General features: G+C 61.4%; 18 protein-coding genes. 4 read left to right on the top strand and 14 right to left on the bottom strand.

Annotated elements, in window-relative coordinates; genetic code table 11:
* The first annotated feature begins 27 nt into the window (after nucleotides 1-27).
* Nucleotides 28-327 (top strand): hypothetical protein, encoded by a 300-nt coding sequence (locus RS897_RS27820; RefSeq protein ID WP_315831923.1) that lies wholly within the window; start codon nucleotides 28-30, stop codon nucleotides 325-327.
* 323 nt (nucleotides 328-650) lie between these two features.
* Here RS897_RS27820 and RS897_RS27815 read toward each other — a convergent pair whose 3' ends face one another.
* The 12 genes from RS897_RS27815 to RS897_RS27760 all read right to left on the bottom strand — a co-directional run bounded on the left by RS897_RS27815 (nucleotide 651) and on the right by RS897_RS27760 (nucleotide 13022).
* The gene (locus RS897_RS27815) at nucleotides 651-2129 is read right to left on the bottom strand and encodes an aldehyde dehydrogenase (RefSeq protein ID WP_315831922.1); all 1479 of its coding nucleotides are present in this window, start codon (nucleotides 2127-2129) and stop codon (nucleotides 651-653) included.
* Nucleotides 2130-2216: 87 nt separating this feature from the next.
* Nucleotides 2217-3029 (bottom strand): N-acyl homoserine lactonase family protein, encoded by an 813-nt coding sequence (locus tag RS897_RS27810; RefSeq protein ID WP_315831921.1) that lies wholly within the window; start codon nucleotides 3027-3029, stop codon nucleotides 2217-2219.
* The gene (locus tag RS897_RS27805; protein WP_315831920.1) at nucleotides 3026-3982 is read right to left on the bottom strand and encodes a Bug family tripartite tricarboxylate transporter substrate binding protein; all 957 of its coding nucleotides are present in this window, start codon (nucleotides 3980-3982) and stop codon (nucleotides 3026-3028) included. The genes RS897_RS27810 and RS897_RS27805 overlap by 4 nt, the downstream gene beginning before the upstream one ends.
* Nucleotides 3983-4031: 49 nt before the next feature.
* Nucleotides 4032-4925 (bottom strand): NAD(P)-dependent oxidoreductase, encoded by an 894-nt coding sequence (locus RS897_RS27800; RefSeq protein WP_315838763.1) that lies wholly within the window; start codon nucleotides 4923-4925, stop codon nucleotides 4032-4034.
* 34 nt (nucleotides 4926-4959) lie between these two features.
* Complete coding sequence (locus tag RS897_RS27795) at nucleotides 4960-5667, bottom strand: ABC transporter ATP-binding protein (protein ID WP_315831919.1); 708 nt, start codon at nucleotides 5665-5667, stop codon at nucleotides 4960-4962.
* Nucleotides 5660-6421, bottom strand: a complete 762-nt coding sequence (locus RS897_RS27790; protein ID WP_315831918.1) for an ABC transporter ATP-binding protein — start codon at nucleotides 6419-6421, stop codon at nucleotides 5660-5662. Before RS897_RS27790 ends, RS897_RS27795 begins: the two co-directional genes overlap by 8 nt.
* Nucleotides 6418-7404, bottom strand: coding sequence for a branched-chain amino acid ABC transporter permease (locus RS897_RS27785; RefSeq protein ID WP_315831917.1), 987 nt, complete (start codon nucleotides 7402-7404; stop codon nucleotides 6418-6420). Before RS897_RS27785 ends, RS897_RS27790 begins: the two co-directional genes overlap by 4 nt.
* A complete protein-coding gene (locus tag RS897_RS27780) occupies nucleotides 7401-8270 on the bottom strand; it encodes a branched-chain amino acid ABC transporter permease (RefSeq protein ID WP_315838762.1) in 870 nt (289 codons plus the stop codon). The genes RS897_RS27785 and RS897_RS27780 overlap by 4 nt, the downstream gene beginning before the upstream one ends.
* A gap of 67 nt (nucleotides 8271-8337) precedes the next feature.
* Complete coding sequence (locus tag RS897_RS27775; RefSeq protein WP_315831916.1) at nucleotides 8338-9495, bottom strand: ABC transporter substrate-binding protein; 1158 nt, start codon at nucleotides 9493-9495, stop codon at nucleotides 8338-8340.
* 99 nt (nucleotides 9496-9594) lie between these two features.
* Nucleotides 9595-10593: an MmgE/PrpD family protein gene (locus RS897_RS27770; protein WP_315831915.1), complete on the bottom strand. Its 999-nt coding sequence runs from the start codon at nucleotides 10591-10593 to the stop codon at nucleotides 9595-9597.
* A complete protein-coding gene (tcuA, locus tag RS897_RS27765) occupies nucleotides 10590-12110 on the bottom strand; it encodes an FAD-dependent tricarballylate dehydrogenase TcuA (RefSeq protein WP_315831914.1) in 1521 nt (506 codons plus the stop codon). The genes RS897_RS27770 and tcuA overlap by 4 nt, the downstream gene beginning before the upstream one ends.
* Nucleotides 12111-12317: 207 nt before the next feature.
* Nucleotides 12318-13022, bottom strand: a complete 705-nt coding sequence (locus RS897_RS27760; RefSeq protein ID WP_315831913.1) for a GntR family transcriptional regulator — start codon at nucleotides 13020-13022, stop codon at nucleotides 12318-12320.
* A 248-nt stretch (nucleotides 13023-13270) separates the two neighbouring features.
* Between RS897_RS27760 and RS897_RS27755 the strand changes: the two genes are divergently transcribed.
* Genes RS897_RS27755 through RS897_RS27745 form a run of 3 tightly spaced genes read left to right on the top strand, consistent with a single transcriptional unit; the run spans nucleotide 13271 to nucleotide 15851 of the window.
* The gene (locus tag RS897_RS27755; protein ID WP_315831912.1) at nucleotides 13271-14449 is read left to right on the top strand and encodes a 2-methylaconitate cis-trans isomerase PrpF family protein; all 1179 of its coding nucleotides are present in this window, start codon (nucleotides 13271-13273) and stop codon (nucleotides 14447-14449) included.
* A 33-nt stretch (nucleotides 14450-14482) separates the two neighbouring features.
* Nucleotides 14483-15406 (top strand): methylisocitrate lyase, encoded by a 924-nt coding sequence (gene prpB / locus RS897_RS27750; RefSeq protein WP_315831911.1) that lies wholly within the window; start codon nucleotides 14483-14485, stop codon nucleotides 15404-15406.
* 40 nt (nucleotides 15407-15446) lie between these two features.
* The gene (locus RS897_RS27745; protein ID WP_315838761.1) at nucleotides 15447-15851 is read left to right on the top strand and encodes an IclR family transcriptional regulator domain-containing protein; all 405 of its coding nucleotides are present in this window, start codon (nucleotides 15447-15449) and stop codon (nucleotides 15849-15851) included.
* A 304-nt stretch (nucleotides 15852-16155) separates the two neighbouring features.
* Here the strand turns inward: RS897_RS27745 and RS897_RS27740 are convergent, their stop codons facing one another.
* Together RS897_RS27740 and RS897_RS27735 are read right to left on the bottom strand one after the other, a co-directional pair.
* Entirely contained in the window at nucleotides 16156-16656 is a 501-nt protein-coding gene (locus tag RS897_RS27740; RefSeq protein WP_315831910.1) for an SCO family protein, read from the bottom strand.
* On the bottom strand, nucleotides 16653-18257 hold the full coding sequence (locus RS897_RS27735) for a linalool dehydratase/isomerase domain-containing protein (protein WP_315831909.1): 1605 nt from the start codon (nucleotides 18255-18257) through the stop codon (nucleotides 16653-16655). The genes RS897_RS27740 and RS897_RS27735 overlap by 4 nt, the downstream gene beginning before the upstream one ends.
* Nucleotides 18258-18454: the final 197 nt, after the last annotated feature.

Below are 18454 nucleotides of genomic sequence, written 5' to 3'. Positions count from 1 at the left end.
GGCCCTATCGCAGGAAGGACCGACATCGTGATCATCGAATGCTTCGACGGCGGCGATGTCCGGCTGACAGAATCGTGCGACTTCCGCAGGTTCAAGCTGGTGCTTCATGCGAAGACATCGCCGGGAACGCTGGAATGGAAGGGGATCACGTTTCTGGGCGATCGTGATGCACTGGTCTCGATCGATCTGGTTCCCACCCTGGCGGGTCGGCCGGACGATGCAAGCTGGGATCGGCACTACGCGGAGATGGTGGCCAAAGCGCGCGAGCATGGCTGGATCGATGCCGGGCGAGCCGCGATCCGGGCCCACATCGAACGAACGCCTTAGGCTTGCTGCTTTGAAATCAGCGAGCAAACCCGACGTCAGCTTGCACCAAAATCTTCGACTCTCAACCGAATCTTCAGAAGGAATTACGCTAACCTCCCAACTGAAAGGTCCGTTCTCCGCGAGGTCTGGCCAAGTCTTTGAAAAGCTTGGTGGGCGCACCAAGGCTCGAACCTGGGATCCGCTGATTAAGAGTTAGCCACGGGTAAAGAACAATCAATGACTTGCCAGTCGCAAGCTGGGGCTTATCCGGCCGATGATGGGCATTCGTCGCACGCTCCCAGACGAGAAGGCCGATATCGGTCTTAAACTTGGCGAAGCCTACCTCACATTTTGAGAGCAAACGGATCACGCTCTTCGTTTGAAAAATCGATCATGACGTTCTTGGTCTGCAGGAATTCGTCCAATGCCGCAATGCCGCGCTCCTTGCCAAATCCGGAGTCCTTGAAGCCGCCGAACGGCGCCATCGCGCTGGACGCGCGATAGGTGTTCACCCAGACCGTTCCCGCGTGGACAGCGCGCGACACGCGCAAGGCGCGCGACAAATTCGTCGTCCAGACGCCGGATGCCAGACCATATTTCGTATCGTTGGCGATGCTGATCGCCTCATCCTCCGTGTTGAAGGGAATGACCGACAACACGGGTCCGAACACTTCCTCCTGGGCGATCGCCATCTTGTTCTCCACGCCGGTAAAGATGGTCGGCTCGATGAATAGGCCCTTTCCCAGACCATCCCCCGTCGCAGGCTTTCCACCGCAAGCGAGAACCGCACCCTCGCCTTGGGCATCGCCAATGCATTTGAGGATACGATCGAACTGCGGCTCATTCGCCACCGTTCCCATTTCCGTCGTCTTCTCCAGGGGATTGCCCAGTCTGATCTTCTGAGCGCGGGCGACGAGCCGTTGCACGATTTCATCGTGAATTGAACGCTGAACGAGGAGCCGCGAGCCGGCGATACAGGTCTGTCCGGTTGCGCCGAAGATGCCGGCGAGTGCGCCGACGGTCGCCTTATCGAGATCGGCATCCTCGAATATGACGTTGGGAGACTTGCCACCCAACTCCAATGTCACCGGAACAAGAGAGCGGCCCGCCTCTGCCGCGATCTGGCGGCCGACATTCGGGCTGCCCGTGAAACTGACGCGATCAATCCGCCCGCTCGACAGCAGCGCCTGCCCCGTTCTGTAGTCGCCGGTGACAACGTTGACCACACCTGCTGGAAACCCAGCCTCTCGGACCAGTTCGGTGAATTCCAGCGTCGTCACGGATGCATGCTCGGATGGCTTGATGACGACGCAATTGCCTGCGGCCAGCGCCGGCGCGAGCTTGTTGGCAAGCAGGCCCATGGGAGAATTCCAGGCCGTAATCAGCACCGCGACGCCGATCGACTCCCTGCGCGTGAAGTCGAACACATCGCGCTGGTCGAGCGGAATTGTGTCACCGAAGATCTTGTCGGCGCATCCAGCAAAGAACCGGTAGGCGCGAGCCGCAAAATGCATCTGTCCATGCGTCTCCCGGATGATCTTTCCGTTGTCGGTGCTCTCCATGATCGCCATGCGCTCGGCCTGCGCATCGAGTAAGTCGGCCAGCTTGTCGAGCAATGTCGCGCGGGCGAGGCCCGTCGTCTTGCTCCAGACGGATTCATACGCTCTCCTGGCGACGGCGATCGCATCGGCGACCTGCGAGGGCGTTGCCTGCGGCACCAGCGCCCATTCCTCGCGGCTATAGGGATTGATCGCTGCGAACCATTCTTGGTTCGATGCGCTCACCGTTTCGTTTGCAATCGCAAGTCCATACCTCTTCGACATGATCCATCGTCTCCGCTATTGGCGAATTGAGTGCTTCTGATCGGGACGGTGCGTCCTGCGCGGACCGACCTCTGGATTTGATCGGGTTCAGGCCGGACGTCCGATTGGATCGGCGTCCAGTCGAGCAATCCCGTCGAGCCCTTCGCGCGCGGCGGGAAACAGCGACAGCACCTGCCGATCGTGCCCCGGAATGATGTGGGAGGGGCTATCAGCCAGCTTCTGGATGACAGCAAAACCGTTCAGCATCTGGTTCATGTCGAACAGCACCGGGAAAGGCCGACGCTGAAGGATATTGGCGTAATAGTGCGAAGCGTCCGAGGCCAGCACCACATGACCTCGTCGCGTCTTCACCCTCACGACCTGAAGTCCCGCGGTATGGCCGCCCAGCCAGTGCAAGGATATGCCGTCGTCAAAATCGGAATTTGGATCGTGAAGGGTCACGCTTCCTTCAAAATTCCGCCTGACGATGTGACTGACGTCCTCGGCGTTGTACGCCTTGTTTTGCTGAGCGTCGCACATGCATCTGCCGGTGCAGAAATGCATCTCTCGCTCCTGTACGTGATACCGGGCCTGGGAAAACAGGCCACGGTTACCGGCATGGTCCCAATGCATGTGGGTCAGGATGACGTCTTTGACGTTGTCGGGATTGATACCGATCTGCTTCAGGCCTTCAGCGACCGGCCGCGTGACGGCGTAATTGCGAGCGTTGCCCGCCTTCTCGTCGAATCCGGTATCGACGATCACCGTACGGTTTGGACTGACCAGCGCCCAAACGAAAAAGTCCAACGGCATCTGAATATCCGGCGCATCGTTCTCGATGAAATTTTCCGATGAGCGCCGATCATCCTTGCTGGCGTAGCGGATCGCATAGATTTCATACTCGGACATGTCGTCGTTCACTGGCGCTCGATGCCAGCTTCCCTGGTTGTCGTCGCCCACAATTCCATGTCGTCCTTGACATGTTTGCCGAACTCCACCGGCCCGATCCATTGCGCTTCGAAGCCGATGTCGGCGAGCCGGCTGCGGATCTCGGATTCCGCCAATACCTCGCGCACGCCTTCCGCGAGTTTGGCGACGATTTCGGGTGGCGTGTCCTTTGGGGCGAAGAGTCCCGTCCAGGCGGAGATATTGATGAACGCAACGCCTCCCTCCTTCATGGTCGGGATCTCAGGGAAACGCGAAGCGCGGTCCGGATTCGTGGTTGCGAGTGCACGCGCTTGACCAGCCTCGACTTGCGAGACCGCGGGCGCCATATCCATGAACGTCATGGAGACACGCTGGGCGATGATATCGGTCACGACCTGCGGGCTATTTCGGTAGGGCACGGCGGCAATGTCGATCCCCGCCCTGCGCTTGAACGCCTCGCCGGACAATTGGCCGAGCGCATTGGCATATCCGAACGTCAACGTGCCGGGCTTGCTTTTCGCCAGGGCCACGAGATCGGTCACGTTCTTGACAGGCAGTCCAGGGTCGACGATCAGAAAGTACGGAAACAGGCCGAATTGCGAGATCGGCGCGAAGTCGGCTATGGGATCGTATTGTATCGATTTCAGCAGACTGGGATTGGCCGCGTGCGTCGACGTTCCGCCGACGAGCAACGTGTATCCATCGGGCGCTGATCGCGCGGCAACCGTCGCACCGAGTGCGCCATTCGCACCGACGCGGTTATCGATGATGATCGTCGTTTTCAGCAACTCCGACAGCCGCTGAAACACGATGCGCGCAACGCCGTCGGTCCCGCTGCCCGGCGCAAACGGCGCGATCACCGTAATTCGTTGCGAGGGATAATTTTCCGCCCCTGCCCCGTTCAACTGCGAAAGCAGCAGGGCAATCGTCAGCCACAGCACCCGCACAAGACCCTCCCATTGCTATTTCTGCTATTTGGCCGCCTTCACGCGTTGATCATGACTTCTTCGAAGCGCGTTCAATAACCTTCACGATGACCGGCCAGTAATTTGCGCCAAAGCCGGCTTGAGAGGCCTCGGTCAAAAGGCTGGCACCGAGTGCGGCCTCCCGGGCCTCGATCCCGGCATCCCTTGCCATGTCGAGCGCGTAGGAGACGTCCTTGTGCATGTAGTCGGTCGAGAAGACCCGTTCGGGAAACTCCCGCGCAGCAACGGCCTTGTAGCCGTGGTTGCGCAACGCAAAGCTGTCCGCGGAGCCCTTGGAGAAGGCGTCGAACAAAGTCTCGGTCGACACACCCGCCGAATTCGCGATCGCGGCGGCTTCGCACAGCGCAGTCACGGTGCCTACTACGACCATGTTGTTCAGGATCTTCACGACCTGGCCCGATCCGACATCGCCGCAATGGGTCACCTCGGACGCGAAGCAACGCAGCAACGGTTCGATACGCGCAAACACTTCGAGTGATGCCCCGACCGAAATCGCAAGCGTCCCCGCCTCGGCCGCCACGCGTGTCCGGGCAACGGGCGCATCGGCATAATCGGCCCCCTTTGCAGCGAAGATTCCGGCCAGTTCGCGGGTCAATTTCAGCGGGCTCGTCGACAGATCCACGATAGTTTGACCGGAGCGTGCGAACTCGAGGAGTCCCCCGGGCATCTCGCATATCTTCTTGAGGTGCTCGCCGCTGGGCATGGAAATGAAAATGACATCGGCTTTCGCCAGCCCCGAGATCGAGCCGACATCGACCGCGCCGGCCTGAACCAAGCGCGTCACGGGCTCGGCATTGAGGTCGTGAACCAGAACCCTGCTCCCCCTCTTCTGCACGAGGTGCCGGCACATGGGTTCCCCCATGACACCCAAACCGATGAAGCCGAAGGTCGAAGAGTCAGTCATGTCAAAACTCCGGAATTTCCAGACAGAGGAATATTCAGATGCCGAGATAGGCGCGCCGCACATAGTCACTGGCCAGAAGGTCTTTTCCCTTCCCACTCAGCGCGACCGCGCCAGTTTCCAACACAAAGGCCTCGGTGCATAGATTGAGCGCAAGCTTCGCATTCTGCTCGACCAGGATGATCGACATGCCGATATCGCGGTTGATCTCGACGATGATGCGCGCGATCTCGTCGACGATGATCGGGGCAAGCCCAAGCGAGGGTTCATCCAGCAGCAACAGGCGTGGCTTCGCCATCAGCGCGCGGCCGATGGCCACCATCTGCTGCTCGCCGCCCGACAACGAGCCGGCCATTTGGCTCCTGCGCTCGACGAGGCGGGGAAAATAGCCGTAGATCTGCTCGAGCGTCTTCTTTTGCTGAGCCTTGTCGCGCTGCGAATAGCCACCCACCAGGAGGTTATCGAGCACGCTCATCTGCGGGAAAACACGCCGTCCCTCGGGCGAAAGCGCGATCCCGCGCCCCACGCGCTGCGGCGCCGATCGGCCATCGATACGCTCGCCGTCGAAATAGATCTCTCCGCCGCTCACCGGCCTGAGGCCGATGACGGCCTTCATCGTGGTGGTCTTTCCCGCCCCGTTTGAACCGATGAGAGAGACAATAGCTCCATCAGCCACGGACAGGCTCAAATTACGGACTGCCGTCAGGGCACCGTAGGCGACACTGATCCCGCGAACGTCAAGCATGGACGGCTTCCTTGCCGAGATACGCCTCGATCACGACCGGGTTCGAGACAACTTCCGCAGGCGTTCCCTGGGCGATCAGCGTGCCGTGATCCAGCACAACGACGCGATTGCACAAGCCCATGACCGTGCGCATGTGATGCTCGACCATCACCATCGTAACGCCGCGCTCCGATTTCACCCGGCGCAGAACCGAAGCGAGCTCGGCCGCCTCCTCGGGATTGAGCCCAGCGACCGGCTCATCGAGCATCAAAAGCCTGGGTTCGCTGGCGAGCGCGATGGCGACGCCGAGGCGCCGCTGCTCGCCATAGGACAGCTCGCGCGCTTTCAGGCCCGCACGGCGCGTCAGTCCGAACAGATCGAGCACACGAAGCGCTTTCTCTTCCACCGCGAGGCGCCATTTGTTCGAGAAAAAGCCTCCCCACAGTCCGGTCAGCCCCGACGCCAAGGTGCCGCGCGCGACGTTCTCAATGACCGTCGCCTCCGGGTAGATCGTTGCGGCCTGGAAAGTCCGTGACAGCCCCTGGCGAACCGTCTGATTAGCCGGCTGTCCGGAGATGTCGCGATCCAGAAACCGGACCGTCCCCGCCGACGGTCTCAGAACGCCGGAGATCACGTTGAACAGCGTGGTCTTGCCTGCGCCGTTCGGACCGATAAGGCCGAGAAAGTCGCCCTCGTTGACAGCGAAGGACACGTTTCGAACGGCGACAAGCCCACCGAAGGAACGCTTCAGGTTCTCGACTTCAAGCATGCTCATGGCACTTCCTCGGCCACCAGTGCTGCGCTCGTTCTCGCAACCCGTTGGCGCGAACGCCAGATTTGCACGAGGCTCGCGAGGCCGTTCGGGACGAACATCAGGCAGAGCACCAGCACGGCCCCGTAGATGATATGCTGAAGTCCTTCGGTGGAGCGCAGCAGCTCCGGCAAGGGTGTCAGCACGAGGACGCCGACAACCGGGCCCAGCACGCCGTCCCGTCCGCCGACCACCAGCATGGTCAGGTAGGATACCGACTCCCAGAACGTATAAGAGTCCGGCGAAATGAATCGGAGATAGTGCGTGGACAGCGCACCGGCGAAGCCTGCGATGCCGGAGCCGATCGTAAAGGCGATCACCTGGACCCGATGCGTATCGATGCCGCTCGATTCGGTGAGGCGCTGATTCTCGGCGGTGGCCGCCATCATCGTGCCCAAAGGCGACCGGTAGAGCAGCCAGGTCAGGAGCAGCGTGGTCAACGCGCAGACTAGCGCGAAGGGATAGAATTGCGGCTTGGCGCGAAGGACGTAGCCGAAGATCGAGATCGGGGGCACGCCGACGAGCCCGTTCGCGCCGCCCGTGACGGAGCTCATGTCCAGCGCCAGCAACACGGCGATCTGGCTGAACGCAAAGGCCACCAGCACGAAATAGACGCCGCGCAAGCGTAGAATGATCCAGCCAAGGGCGGCGGCGATCACGGCCGCGGCCAGTCCTGCGATGAACGGGGTCAGCAGTGGCGGCCACCCCTTCATCGACAACAATGCCGAGACATATCCGCCGACCAGCGCAAAACCGCCGTGCCCCATGGAGAGCTGCCCGGCGCGGGCAATGATGGCAAGGCCGAGCACGAGCATCAGATTGATGCAGCCGACTGTCGCCAGATGGACATAGAACTGGTTCGGAGCGAACCAAGGCAGCAGTGCTGCGAGACCAACGGCAATCGTGACGCCGACATAAGGCATCGGCTTGGTTGCGGGGGAATTCACGCTTCACGCTCCTTTCGGCCCAACAGACCTTGCGGACGCAGCAGCACGACGGCGATGACGACCAGGAATTGAAGGATCTCGGACAGCGAAGCACTCACGAACGTGCCGGCAAAGCTCTCGATCAGGCCGATGAGCAATCCCCCGGCCACGGCACCGGGAACGCTGCCGAGTCCTCCGATAACAACGATCACGAAGGCTTTCAGCGTCGGCGCAAGGCCGATGAAGGGCGAGACCGACAGCACCGGAGCCATGAGAACACCGGCGAAGGCCGCAAGGCTCACGCCCAGCACAAACGCGACTGGGAATATGATATCGACCCGAATGCCTTGCACCTGTGCGATCTCGGCGTCCTGGGCCACCGCGCGCATGGCCCGGCCAATACGGGTATGGCCGATCAACAGATTGAGCGACACGACGGCAACGATCGCTCCGATGATGACCACCAGCCGCGACCAGGGGAACACGATACCGCCGACGGACAGGACCCCGGATATGACGGGCGGCACCGTGCGTGCCGACGATCCCCACAGCAGCAGCGCGCTGTTCTGGAGGATGAGAGCGACGCCGACGGAGGCAATCATCCCGTTCAGCTCGTTGCCGCGAAACTTGCGGAACACGATCCGCTCCATCAGCAGTCCAAGCAGGGCCGTGGCGCCTACGGCGAGCAAGACGCTGATGAAGAACGGCAGATTGTTGCTGCCATAGAGGATCGCGAACAGGAACGCGCCAGCCATGTAGAACTCACCATGCGCGAAATTAACGATGCGCATGATGCCGAACACCATGGTGAAGCCGATGGCCATCAGCACATAGATCATGCCGACCATGAGGCCGTTCACGATGGTCTGAACCAGGATGATTTCCATGCTCACGGGACGACGACTCCAATCGCGTCGGCGAGGCGCAAAGCGCCTCGCCTGTTCCAGCGGTCGCTTATTTGCACGCGTTGACGTCGCAGGTTGCCACCTTCGCCACGACGCCGTCTTTCATCTGGCCGATGTAGAAGGGAAGGTCGATCTGGTGCTTGATTCCGTACTTCTGCTCGCCGGTCCAACCCGCCTTGCCCATCGCAGTCGGAACGTCGGACAATCCGTCGAGCGTCGTTCCGATCTTGATCGTGTCGTCCACGGTCCCGGCCTTCTTCATGGCTGTGAACAGCATCTGCAGGCCGGCATAGAAGAACGGGCTAAAGCCGTTCATGTTCTGCCCATACTTGGCCTTGAAGCGGGCAACGTAGGCCGCCGTATCCGGCAAGCCGGTATCGATCGGCAGATGGACATAGATGCCCTCGGCCGCATCCTTGCCCGCGACCTTGAGCATCTCGGCGGCGACGTCGCCGCCCGTGACGAACACCGGACCGCGGTAGCCCAATTCGCGGGCCTGCTTGAGAATGAGCCCGGCGGTGGTCGGAGAGTTGCCGCCGAGCTCGAGCCCGTCGACCTTCATCAGAATGCGGGTGAGAATGGGCACGAAGTCGACGCGCTCGCGCTCGAAATACTCGACCTGCAGCTTCGCACCGGTCTTGGCATATGAGTTGAAGTTCGCCACGCCGATTTGCTGCCCGGTCTCATCATTGGGAAGAAGCGACACGACCTGCTTCGCCGACGTATTCTTCATCAGCCAGGCCACCTGCGGATCGGAGAATTCGCCGGTGGTGATCACCGGCCGGTACGCGAACGGCGCATCGGCGCCAAGCGCCCGCGGCGTGAAGGCCAGCGTCATGGTGATGACTTTTCCGGAGGTGGTCTGATCCTTGGTTGCCACCGCCGCCGCCGACCCCATCGGGCCGACCACGAAGCGGATTCCGTCCTGGATCATCAGGCGATCCATGGCTGTGACCGCATCCTGGGCGCGGTAGCGATCGTCATATTGCTTGAACAGGATCTTGTAGCGCTTGCCGGCGACGTCGAGGCCGCCGTCCTTGTTGACGTCTTCGGCGGCAAAGTCGGTGGCGGCGAGCATGCCCTCGGCAAAGGCCGCGCCCGCACCGGAAAAACTGGCGTGTACGCCGATGGTGACACTGTCTTCGGCCTGGGCCGCAGAACACGCGACCGATGCGGCGAGTGCGGCAACCAACTCAAAACGTTTCATTCCAATCTCCCCAGATGTTGCTTTTGTCGGCCTTGCTCTTGTTTTCAGGTAAGGCTTGTCGTCGCGACGCGGCTTGGCCGCCTCGTATTCATTTGCGGATCAGGGAACCCAAGTCGTCTCCTCCGGCTCGTGCGTTCCTCGCGCGGCGAAGACAACTTTCTTTGGCGCCGCCTGAGCGCCGCGTCCCTGCAACAGACGCGAGACCGTCGCGAGGTCCTTCACCTTGTCGATCGTCTCGAGCCGCTCGAACAGCGGAGCGATATGATCGCGCGGCAAGACGGCGCCAGCTTGCCGCTCGAACTGATCCCAGAGATTGGCTCCCGGCGGTGATGGCACGGCAAGAAGATCGAAAGCGGTCTCGCCCGGCGCCCCGTTGCCCGCGGCCGGACTGGGGATTGCGCGCCCTTCGCTCCTGATCATCTCGGCGCAGGACGCCTCGTCGAGGGCTTCGGCAAGCAGAGCGGCTAGCAATCCGCTTCGAAGGCTTAGGCCGACCATGAGCGACGATGCGCCGACCTGCCCGGCCGAAGGACTGTCAACGTTTGCCATCCCGGCCATCAACAGCGCAGCTGCAATTTTCGGGCGGCTCAATTCGAGCACGCGCGCAGCTGCCGCGACGCCGCCGAACAGGGCGAATCCGAGCTGGCCGGTGGCAGGCGACAGCGTCGGCGCGAGAGAGGGGGATATCTCCGCGCCTGATATCAATGCGTCGAGGAAATCCTGCCCTGTCTTTCCACGCTCTTCGCAGAGCCCGAACAGCGCCACGATACAGGCCGAATTCGCAGCATCGCGCGATGCTTCGGAGCCGGCGACGGCAGCCGTGGCGTTGATCAGTGCGGCATCGACCGCGCTGGTGCGCCGTTCGGTTCCGAAGACAAGCGACGATCCTCCGGTCGTTGCGACGCCGGACGTGCCCAGCAGCGCTTTCGCCATGCTGGCCGGCGCACCGGACAGCGCCCGGCCGAACGCAGTGATGACCGCCGCCCTCGCCCTTCCTGCGGTCCTGGCATCTCGCTGCCGTGAATCGTAGGCGCTGATTTGATCCGCCAGGCTTTCGGCCCAGGCATCAGGTCCCGACATGACGGTGCTAACGCTCATCGCGCCGCCACCGCAGCAGTTGGCGCGACGCTCTGCTGGTGTGCGGCGTTGCGGCCCGCGATCCTGCCGAATGTCGCGCCGGAGACGAGGCCGGTGCCCGCAGGATAGTTGTCGTAGAACAGACCGCCGACGAGCTCGCCGCAGCAGTACAGGCCCTTGATCGGACGCCAATCCGTGCCGATCACCTCGGCATTCTCGTTGATCTTCAGGCCGCCGAACGTGAAGGTGATTCCGCCCGTCGCGCTGTAGGCATAATAAGGCGGCTTGTCGAGCCGCAGCGCCCAGTTGGTCTTTTCGAGATCGAGCCCATTGGTGGAGAGGCCGTCCTTTTTCGTGGGATCGAATCCTTCGTCGGCCGATCGCGCGTGGTCGTTGTAATTGAGGACGGTCTTGAGCGCCTGCTGCTTGTCGTCGATATCGAGTTGCGCAATCAGATCTTCAAGCGAATTGGCCTTGATCGGGTCGCTGGTCGAATAGCGCGGCTCGAGCAAATGGATCACCTTGCTATCGAACAGCTGGTAGGCCTTGGCGCCCGGCTCGGCCAGAATGGCGCGGCCGAATTTGGCGTAGGTAAAGAGCGCGCCGTCTTCGCCTTCGTCGACGAAGCGTTTGCCCTTGCGATTGATCATCACCGAATGGACGTAGGACAGGCGATTGCTGCGGTCGGTCATCTCGCGGGGCGCGAAGTCGCCCCAGTCCGCGCTGATCGGCGTTGCATGGCAGCCGCTCCACTGCCCCCACGGCATCGCGCCGATGGCGAGCGCCATGCGCAGACCGTCGCCCTGATTGTGAGGCGTCCCGCGAACTTTTGCGGCGCCGACCAGCGGACCGATGTGCTGCGTGCGCATCTGGACGTTTGCTTCAAAACCACCGCAGCCGAGCACGACGGCCTTCGCACCGAGCGTGCGAACCCCATCGTCGTCCTTGGTCTTGACGCCGACAACACTACCGTTCTCGTCCTGAAGCAGCTCCGCGACGGCACTGCCGTACCGCACCTCGATGCCCATGCGCTCGCAGGTCGAAAACCAGCTGCGCGAGAGGCCGACGCCCTCGTGCGCCGCACGCACGACTAGGCCGCGCGCCCAGACCATGACGTTGTCTTTCTTGACGGCGGAAAGGCTGATCGCCGGCTCCATCTTGATGGCGCCGGTGTCCTTCATCCAGCGAACGGTGGCCTGCGAGTTCGACACGAGAAGACGAGACAGAATCGGATCCGTGCGTCCGTTCGTGACGCGCATGAGATCGCCGTGAAAATCTTCCTGCGTGTAGGGAGAGATGCCGTCGTAGAAGTTTTCGAATTCGTCTTCGATGCCCGGCAACAGAGCGCCGATCTCGCGCGGCTCGTCATAGGCGAAGCGCAGAACACCGCCGCTCCAGTGCGTGTTTCCGCCTCGCATTTCGCGGGGAGCCTTCTCGAGAACGACGACACGGTCTGCGCCGTTTTCTTTCGCTGAGACTGCCGCAGCCAGAGCGGCGTTTCCCGCGCCAACGACGATCACATCGAACTCTTCGTGCATTTCCGTTCCTTCCCGCCGAACTATCACTTTTGCGCTTCAGTATTCTTATGAATACTAATGTATACATTAGAATGCAAGGCGAAATGATGCAAGTCCCTGGTACGCGGAAAATGCCGTTCAAACAGTGGGTTGTCCGAAGATTGGGATTGGGCTCGAGATCGAAAGCACGTTTGTGAGCCGCGAAGATTGCGCCGCTCGCATCGTCATTCAGGCGCCGCCCTGCTCGCCACGTGTCTCCAACTCGCGCTCTTTCGCCAGGATCGCCCGACGGGTCTCGAGCGCGCTCAGAACGTGCGCTCGCGCCAGGCGCTCGGCCTTCTCGCCTTCTCTATGCGCAATGGCCTGCACGATGGCGGCATGCTCCGCCTGGGCGACAGCAAAGCGGCCCTTCTCGGCCAATGTCGTCGGCCCCAGAAGCGCGATCGCATCTTGAAGCGCGGACAAGCTCTTTTCGAGATAGCGGTTGTGGGCGGCCATTTGAATCGCGTCGTGCAGTTCTCTGTTGTGCCGATAAAGATTGAAGGGCTCGCGGCCGAGCTTTTCGCCTTCGGCGACGAGCCGGGCGAGCGCTGCAAGATCTTTCGGACTTGCATGCTTCGAGGCCAATGCGGCTGCGGTGCCTTCGAGCGCCGCGCGCATTTCGTAGAGTTCTTCGACCGCATCCATGTCGAGAACGGAAACGACAAGCCCGGTTCTCGGGCGAAGATCGAGCAAGCCCTCGAGCTCGAGCCGCGTCAACGCCTGACGCGTCGGCGTTCGGCTGATGCCGAGATGTTCCGCCAGTTCGACTTCGCGCATGCGCCGACCTGGAGCAAAGCGCCCTTCGACGATCTCACGCCGCAGTGCCGCGTAAGCGTAGTCGGCAGCAGATGCGAACTTCGTGCGGTCCGGCAACAGCATCTCGTCGGTCATGAAGTCTTTCCGATCTCATTCGGCAGGAGCTGCTCGTAAGAGCGTGACGCGCCAAACCGTCCATCAATGATCTGCGTCTGGTCGTTCTGGTCCTACAAGGCACACGAACGGAGCAGGATATTCGGCGTCGTGCCGCCTGTCTGGAACGAGGCAATAAGCGTCCACCGAATAGAATAAGAGTAGCAGCCCACTCCATTAATGTATACACTGGTATCCAACGTATACAATGGTATGCATAAGGTAGATTTATGCCGCAGAACAAGCTCAGAGCCACTTTCATGCGCGGCGGCACGTCGAAAGCCGTCGTATTCAACAGACAGGACCTGCCGGCAGATCCCGCACAATGGGACCCCATCTTCCTATCCGTGATGGGCTCGCCCGATCCCAATGGCCGCCAACTGGACGGAATGGGCGGCGGGCTGTCGTCTCTATCGAAGGTCTGCGTGGTCGGCGCGCCGACGCGGCCGGATGCAGACATCGACTACACGTTCGCGCAGATCTCTGTGAAGAGCGCCGCAGTCGACTACAGCGCAAATTGCGGCAACATGTCTTCGGCGATGGGCCCGTTCGCCGTCAGCGAAGGCCTGGTGAAGGCGCCTGCGAACGGCGAAGCCGTCGTGCGCATCCACAATACCAATACCGGCAAGATCATCGTGTCTCGCTTCCCCATGAGCGATGGGGAAGTCGAGACCGATGGCGAGATGACGATCGATGGCGTCGGCGGACAGGGAGCGCCCGTTCGGCTTGAATTCGCCGATCCCGGCGGCACCAGAACCGGACGCCTGCTCCCGACCGGACACGCATTCGATCATTTCGATATCCCCGGCCTTGGCACGATCGAGGCCTCGCTCGTCGATGCCGCCAACCCTTGCGTCTTCATCGCGGCCAATTCGGTCGGCAAGGACGGCAGCGAGATGCCCGAGGCGCTGGAGAGCGATCCGGTATTCCTCGAGCGGATGGAAGCGATTCGCTGCGCGGCCTCGGTGGCGATGGGCCTTGCGCTAAATATAACGGAAGCAGCCAAGATCCCGAGCGTGCCCAAAGTCGCGATGATCGTGGCGCCGCGCCAGATGGCGACGTTGTCGGGGCGACGGCTGGAGCCTTCGGACATATCGCTGGGCATCCGGATGATTTCGATCGGTCAGCCGCACCGTGCGGTCCCGATCACCGGCGCCACCTGCCTGGCCATCGCGGTGCGCATCAAGGGCACGCTCGCGAACCGGATGGCTCGCGCCGGTGATGGCCCGATCACCATCGCCCACCCCTCCGGCACGACCGTGGTCGATGCAGCCGTCGAACATGCCGATGATCCCGCAAAGGCGCGCGCCGTTCATGGCGCGGTGTACCGCACCGCCAGACGGCTGTTCGAGGGAAGCGTGTTCTATCGTACTGCCAAAGCGACCGCGCAAGCGCGGCGCAGCGCGTAACGATTCTTCTAAAGATTCCTGGAGCCCTGGACGATGACTTATCTCGTTGCCGCCGATCTTCCCCGAGAATCCGCCGGCCGCCGCTTCCGCGACCTCTTGAAGCGGCCCGGCATCCTGCAACTGCCGGGCGCTCACAACGGCATGGCGGCGCTGCAGGCCAAGGCGGCCGGTTTCGATGCGCTTTATCTTTCGGGCGCAGCCATGACGGCGTCGATGGGCCTGCCCGATCTCGGCATCATCGCCGTGGATGAGGTCGCCTTTTTCGTCCGCCAGATCGTCCGCGCGGCAGGGTTGCCCCTCCTCGTCGACGCCGACACGGGCTACGGCGAGGCGTTGAACGTGATGCACGCGACCCGCGTCTTCGAGGATTCCGGTGCGGGCGCGCTTCACCTCGAAGACCAGATCCTGCCCAAGAAGTGCGGCCATCTGAACGACAAGAGGCTCGCCGATGCGCATGACATGGCGGCGAAGGTCTCGGCTGCATCGAAAGCGCGGCGCGACCTCGTGATCATCGCCAGGACCGACGCCGCAGCAAGCGAGGGCCTCGACGGCGCGGTTGCCCGCGCAAGGCTCTACATGGAGGCAGGTGCCGACGCGATCTTTCCGGAAGCGCTCAACACGGCCGAGATGTTCCGCGCCTTTGCCGAGCGCATGCCGGGCGTGCCCCTGCTCGCGAACATGACGGAATTTGGAAGGACGCCGTTCTTCACGGCCGCAGAGTTCGAGGCCATGGGCTACGCGATGGTCATCTGGCCGGTTTCTTCCCTCCGAATGGCGAACAAGGCCCAGGCAGATCTTTACGCGGCGATTTCGCGCGACGGCGGCACGCATGGGGTCGTCGAGCGGATGCAGACGCGGGCGGAACTCTACGCAGCAATCGGCCTGCACGACTACGAAGCTCTCGATTCGTCCATCGTTCAAACAATCGTTCCGGCCGGCATGCCTCAACGCAAGTGAACGTTGAGAGGCGGACGTGCTCCGTTCATTCGATCGCGCAATGCCACGCTGCCCCGAACAATCCGGTTCTTGTTCGTCAGCAAGTCGTATCCTGCGGCGACGGGCAGAGCATATTGTCCATTTTGCTCGCCCTAATATCCCATTCTACGACGAGCAGGTAATTGACCTGTACCATCGGATTTTGCGCGCAGTATCGCGGACAACGACGGAAATTCCCAAAATTATGGAGCACGTGAAGCGCGCGCGACAAACGGGATACGCTACCTCACTCGAGCAAGTCTACGTGGGGGAGTTAGCAATTGCCGCGGCTCTAAAGGACAGGGAGGGACGAGCGTTCGGCGCCGTACATGTCGCCGGCTCCTTGGGTGAGTGGCAGCTCGACGACTTCGAGCGCCGGGTCGCGCCGCTGGTGGTGGCAGCGGCAGCCGCCATTAGCTTCGCGTAGCCGTGGTCAAAGCGATCTCGTTCGGTTAACTCTAACTGCAGCAGCGACGCTCAAACGACGTAGTAAGTTGACGACGCTTGAGGTTCTCCAAATCGCGAACTTTGCCACAATTCACGGCGCGGCATGAAAAATATGGGCGCTTGCTCTGGTGATGATTAGCGCATCTGTAGGCCTGCAGCATCAAGTGGACGCTTGTACCGCTACGTGCAGCTAAATAATGTCCTATTGCATATGTTGGCAATGCCCTTGATTGGGACGAACGACGTCCAGTGGACCGATTTCTCTTAACTTACAACTCAAGTGGTCAGCAGAGGAGCTTCTTAAGGCTGTCGGCGATGCGATCGGCTTCGGCCACATCGGGGAAATGCGTTACGTAGCGTCCGTCAGGGTCAATCAGATAGGTCAGAGCTGAGTGCGGCACGGCGTACCCGTCCGGGTCGTCGGGGTCTTCGCGGCGGCCAGCGAAAACCCGGAAGGCGCTGCGGGCAACTTCGGTCTCTTCGACGCTTCCGGTCAACCCGAGGAAGTGGGGATAATTCTGTTCGAGGAACGCGCGCATGACGTCAGGCGTGTCGCGCTTTGGATCGACCGAGATGTACAGCGGCTGAATTCGTTCGGCGAGCTCGCCGATGTCGTCCAGGACAGCGGTGAGCTTGCTCAGTGCGCGAGGGCACACCACTCGGCAGTGGGTGAAGCCGAAGAAGACCAACTCGTACCAGCCCCTGAAATCCCGCTCAGTGACGCGACGACCGTGATGGTCAGTGAGCGTCCACCGAGGTTCGGTCGGTGCCCCGCCAGCGGTCATGCCTCCCCCCACGTCATCTCGATATCCCGGGAGCCATGGTCCAGAGGTAGCGAAAGGTCGAGCAGATTGTCTCTCCTGCGGGGTGCGAACTGCCGCCCCGCTTCCGTCGCGACGACAGTCCCGTCCCTCCCCCGGGCCACTGCGACACCATCGACGGTGAGCGACCAGTTGTCGGACCAGACCGACGAGATCGTGAGCTCCGCAGTCGTTTTTGCGAGGCCGCGCATAGGACTGAGGGTGAGCTGCAGCTTCCGCTTCTCTTCATGGTACCAGGCGCGACGCACGTCGACCTCTTCGCTCAGCTCCGTCAGGGCTGGACGCGACCGTTCACGATCAGTCCAGGGGTGTCGGAAAAGCTTTTGCAGGCCGTCGGCAACATTCAGGCGCGCGTAGGGAATCATCGCGTTGCTGACGATCGGCGTCATGTTGACGAAACGACCCTGGCCGTCGTGGCTATTGTCGCGACGAGGGTAGTAGAGCCCACCGTTCTCCCATCGTGGGCTCATGAATCGATCGGCATGGCGAAGCAAGCCGGCTACGACCTCCTCGTCGCCCATCTCCGAGGCCCACCCGGCGAACCATCCGAACTCACCGAGCGTGCCCGGCTGAACCAGATCTTGACTGCCCGGCAGGCGCCCGAAATTGTTGACGCCGATAGTGCCGTCGGGTGTCCGGTCTAGCCACCGATCAACCTTATCGTTGTAGGTCTTACGGACCAACTCCGGCCGCCACATGTTCAACAGGAGTCCGAGCCAAGCGTCCGCGAACGGCGAGTCCGCGTCCATCGGTAGATCCTTCGGAAGGAGTTCGTTGCGCTGAATGATGAACTTGATGAAGTGGCCGCGCTCATTCACCCCACCCCCAAAGTCGCTCCAAGCCTTGATATAGCCATCCATGGCTTCTTGCGCGAGGTCACCACCGTAGATGTGGTCATGGAGCCGGTAGCCGAGGATCGGAACCTGATTGCAGATCTGGAAGACGCAGTACGGCTCGCAGGCTACTCCCAGGTAGCCATTCTGAATCAGATTCCAGTAGATGCGATCGACCAATGTACGCTGGTCGTACCGGAACTCCTCTTGACGATCAGCTCCCCATAAGAACGGCTGGACGCGGAAGGTAAGAGATCCTGGCTCCTCATATTTGCGGTCGTCGAACAGCATTGTGTAGAGCAGCGTCATGTCCATCAGGTAGGCGCTGTACATGATATTGTCGACGGCGACGGGATCGGTCTTGCTCTGCAACTGCGGCAGCGGGACACCTGCGACGCCGCCGGCCGTACTGGTGTCACGCCAGTACCACCACACGTCGGTCTCCAGCATCCGCTGGATCAGGCGGTCCAGGGTGCCCCGGAATACAGTTGGTGCAGCCGGCAAACGATGATAGTGAGCGAGCGCCAGCGCCAAGCTCATGTAGCCGAGTTGGTAACGATAGGCGCTAAAGTCCTCTTGCAAAGGCAGAGGCCCCGTCATGTGGTGCCAGTCCCCACGGGGTAGCCGGGACAAGTTGTCGATGTGGCGGAGAGACCCTACCTGCTCGTCCGACAAGATGGGAGCCGCAGGCTTCTCAAGCTGCGCTGGCTTGCTCATCAGCAGTGTGGTCATACTTGCGTCCTCCAAATTGCCATTGTGTCGTCGGTGTCGGAAGAACTCATCCGCCGGCAATCAGCTAAAATCGGCTAATATACTCGACTAATTGTCGGAAACCGCATGTAGCGTGTCGTGTTCGGCTGCCTGTCTCCTGCACACCAAACCCCGCCAAATTTAGCGGACGCGGCATGCGGCGACGTCGCTTTATGGCC

It is taken from the genome of Bradyrhizobium prioriisuperbiae (genome assembly GCF_032397745.1).
Taxonomy (GTDB): Bacteria; Pseudomonadota; Alphaproteobacteria; order Rhizobiales; family Xanthobacteraceae; genus Bradyrhizobium_A; species Bradyrhizobium_A prioriisuperbiae.
This window is presented reverse-complemented; position numbering and strand designations above follow the sequence as displayed.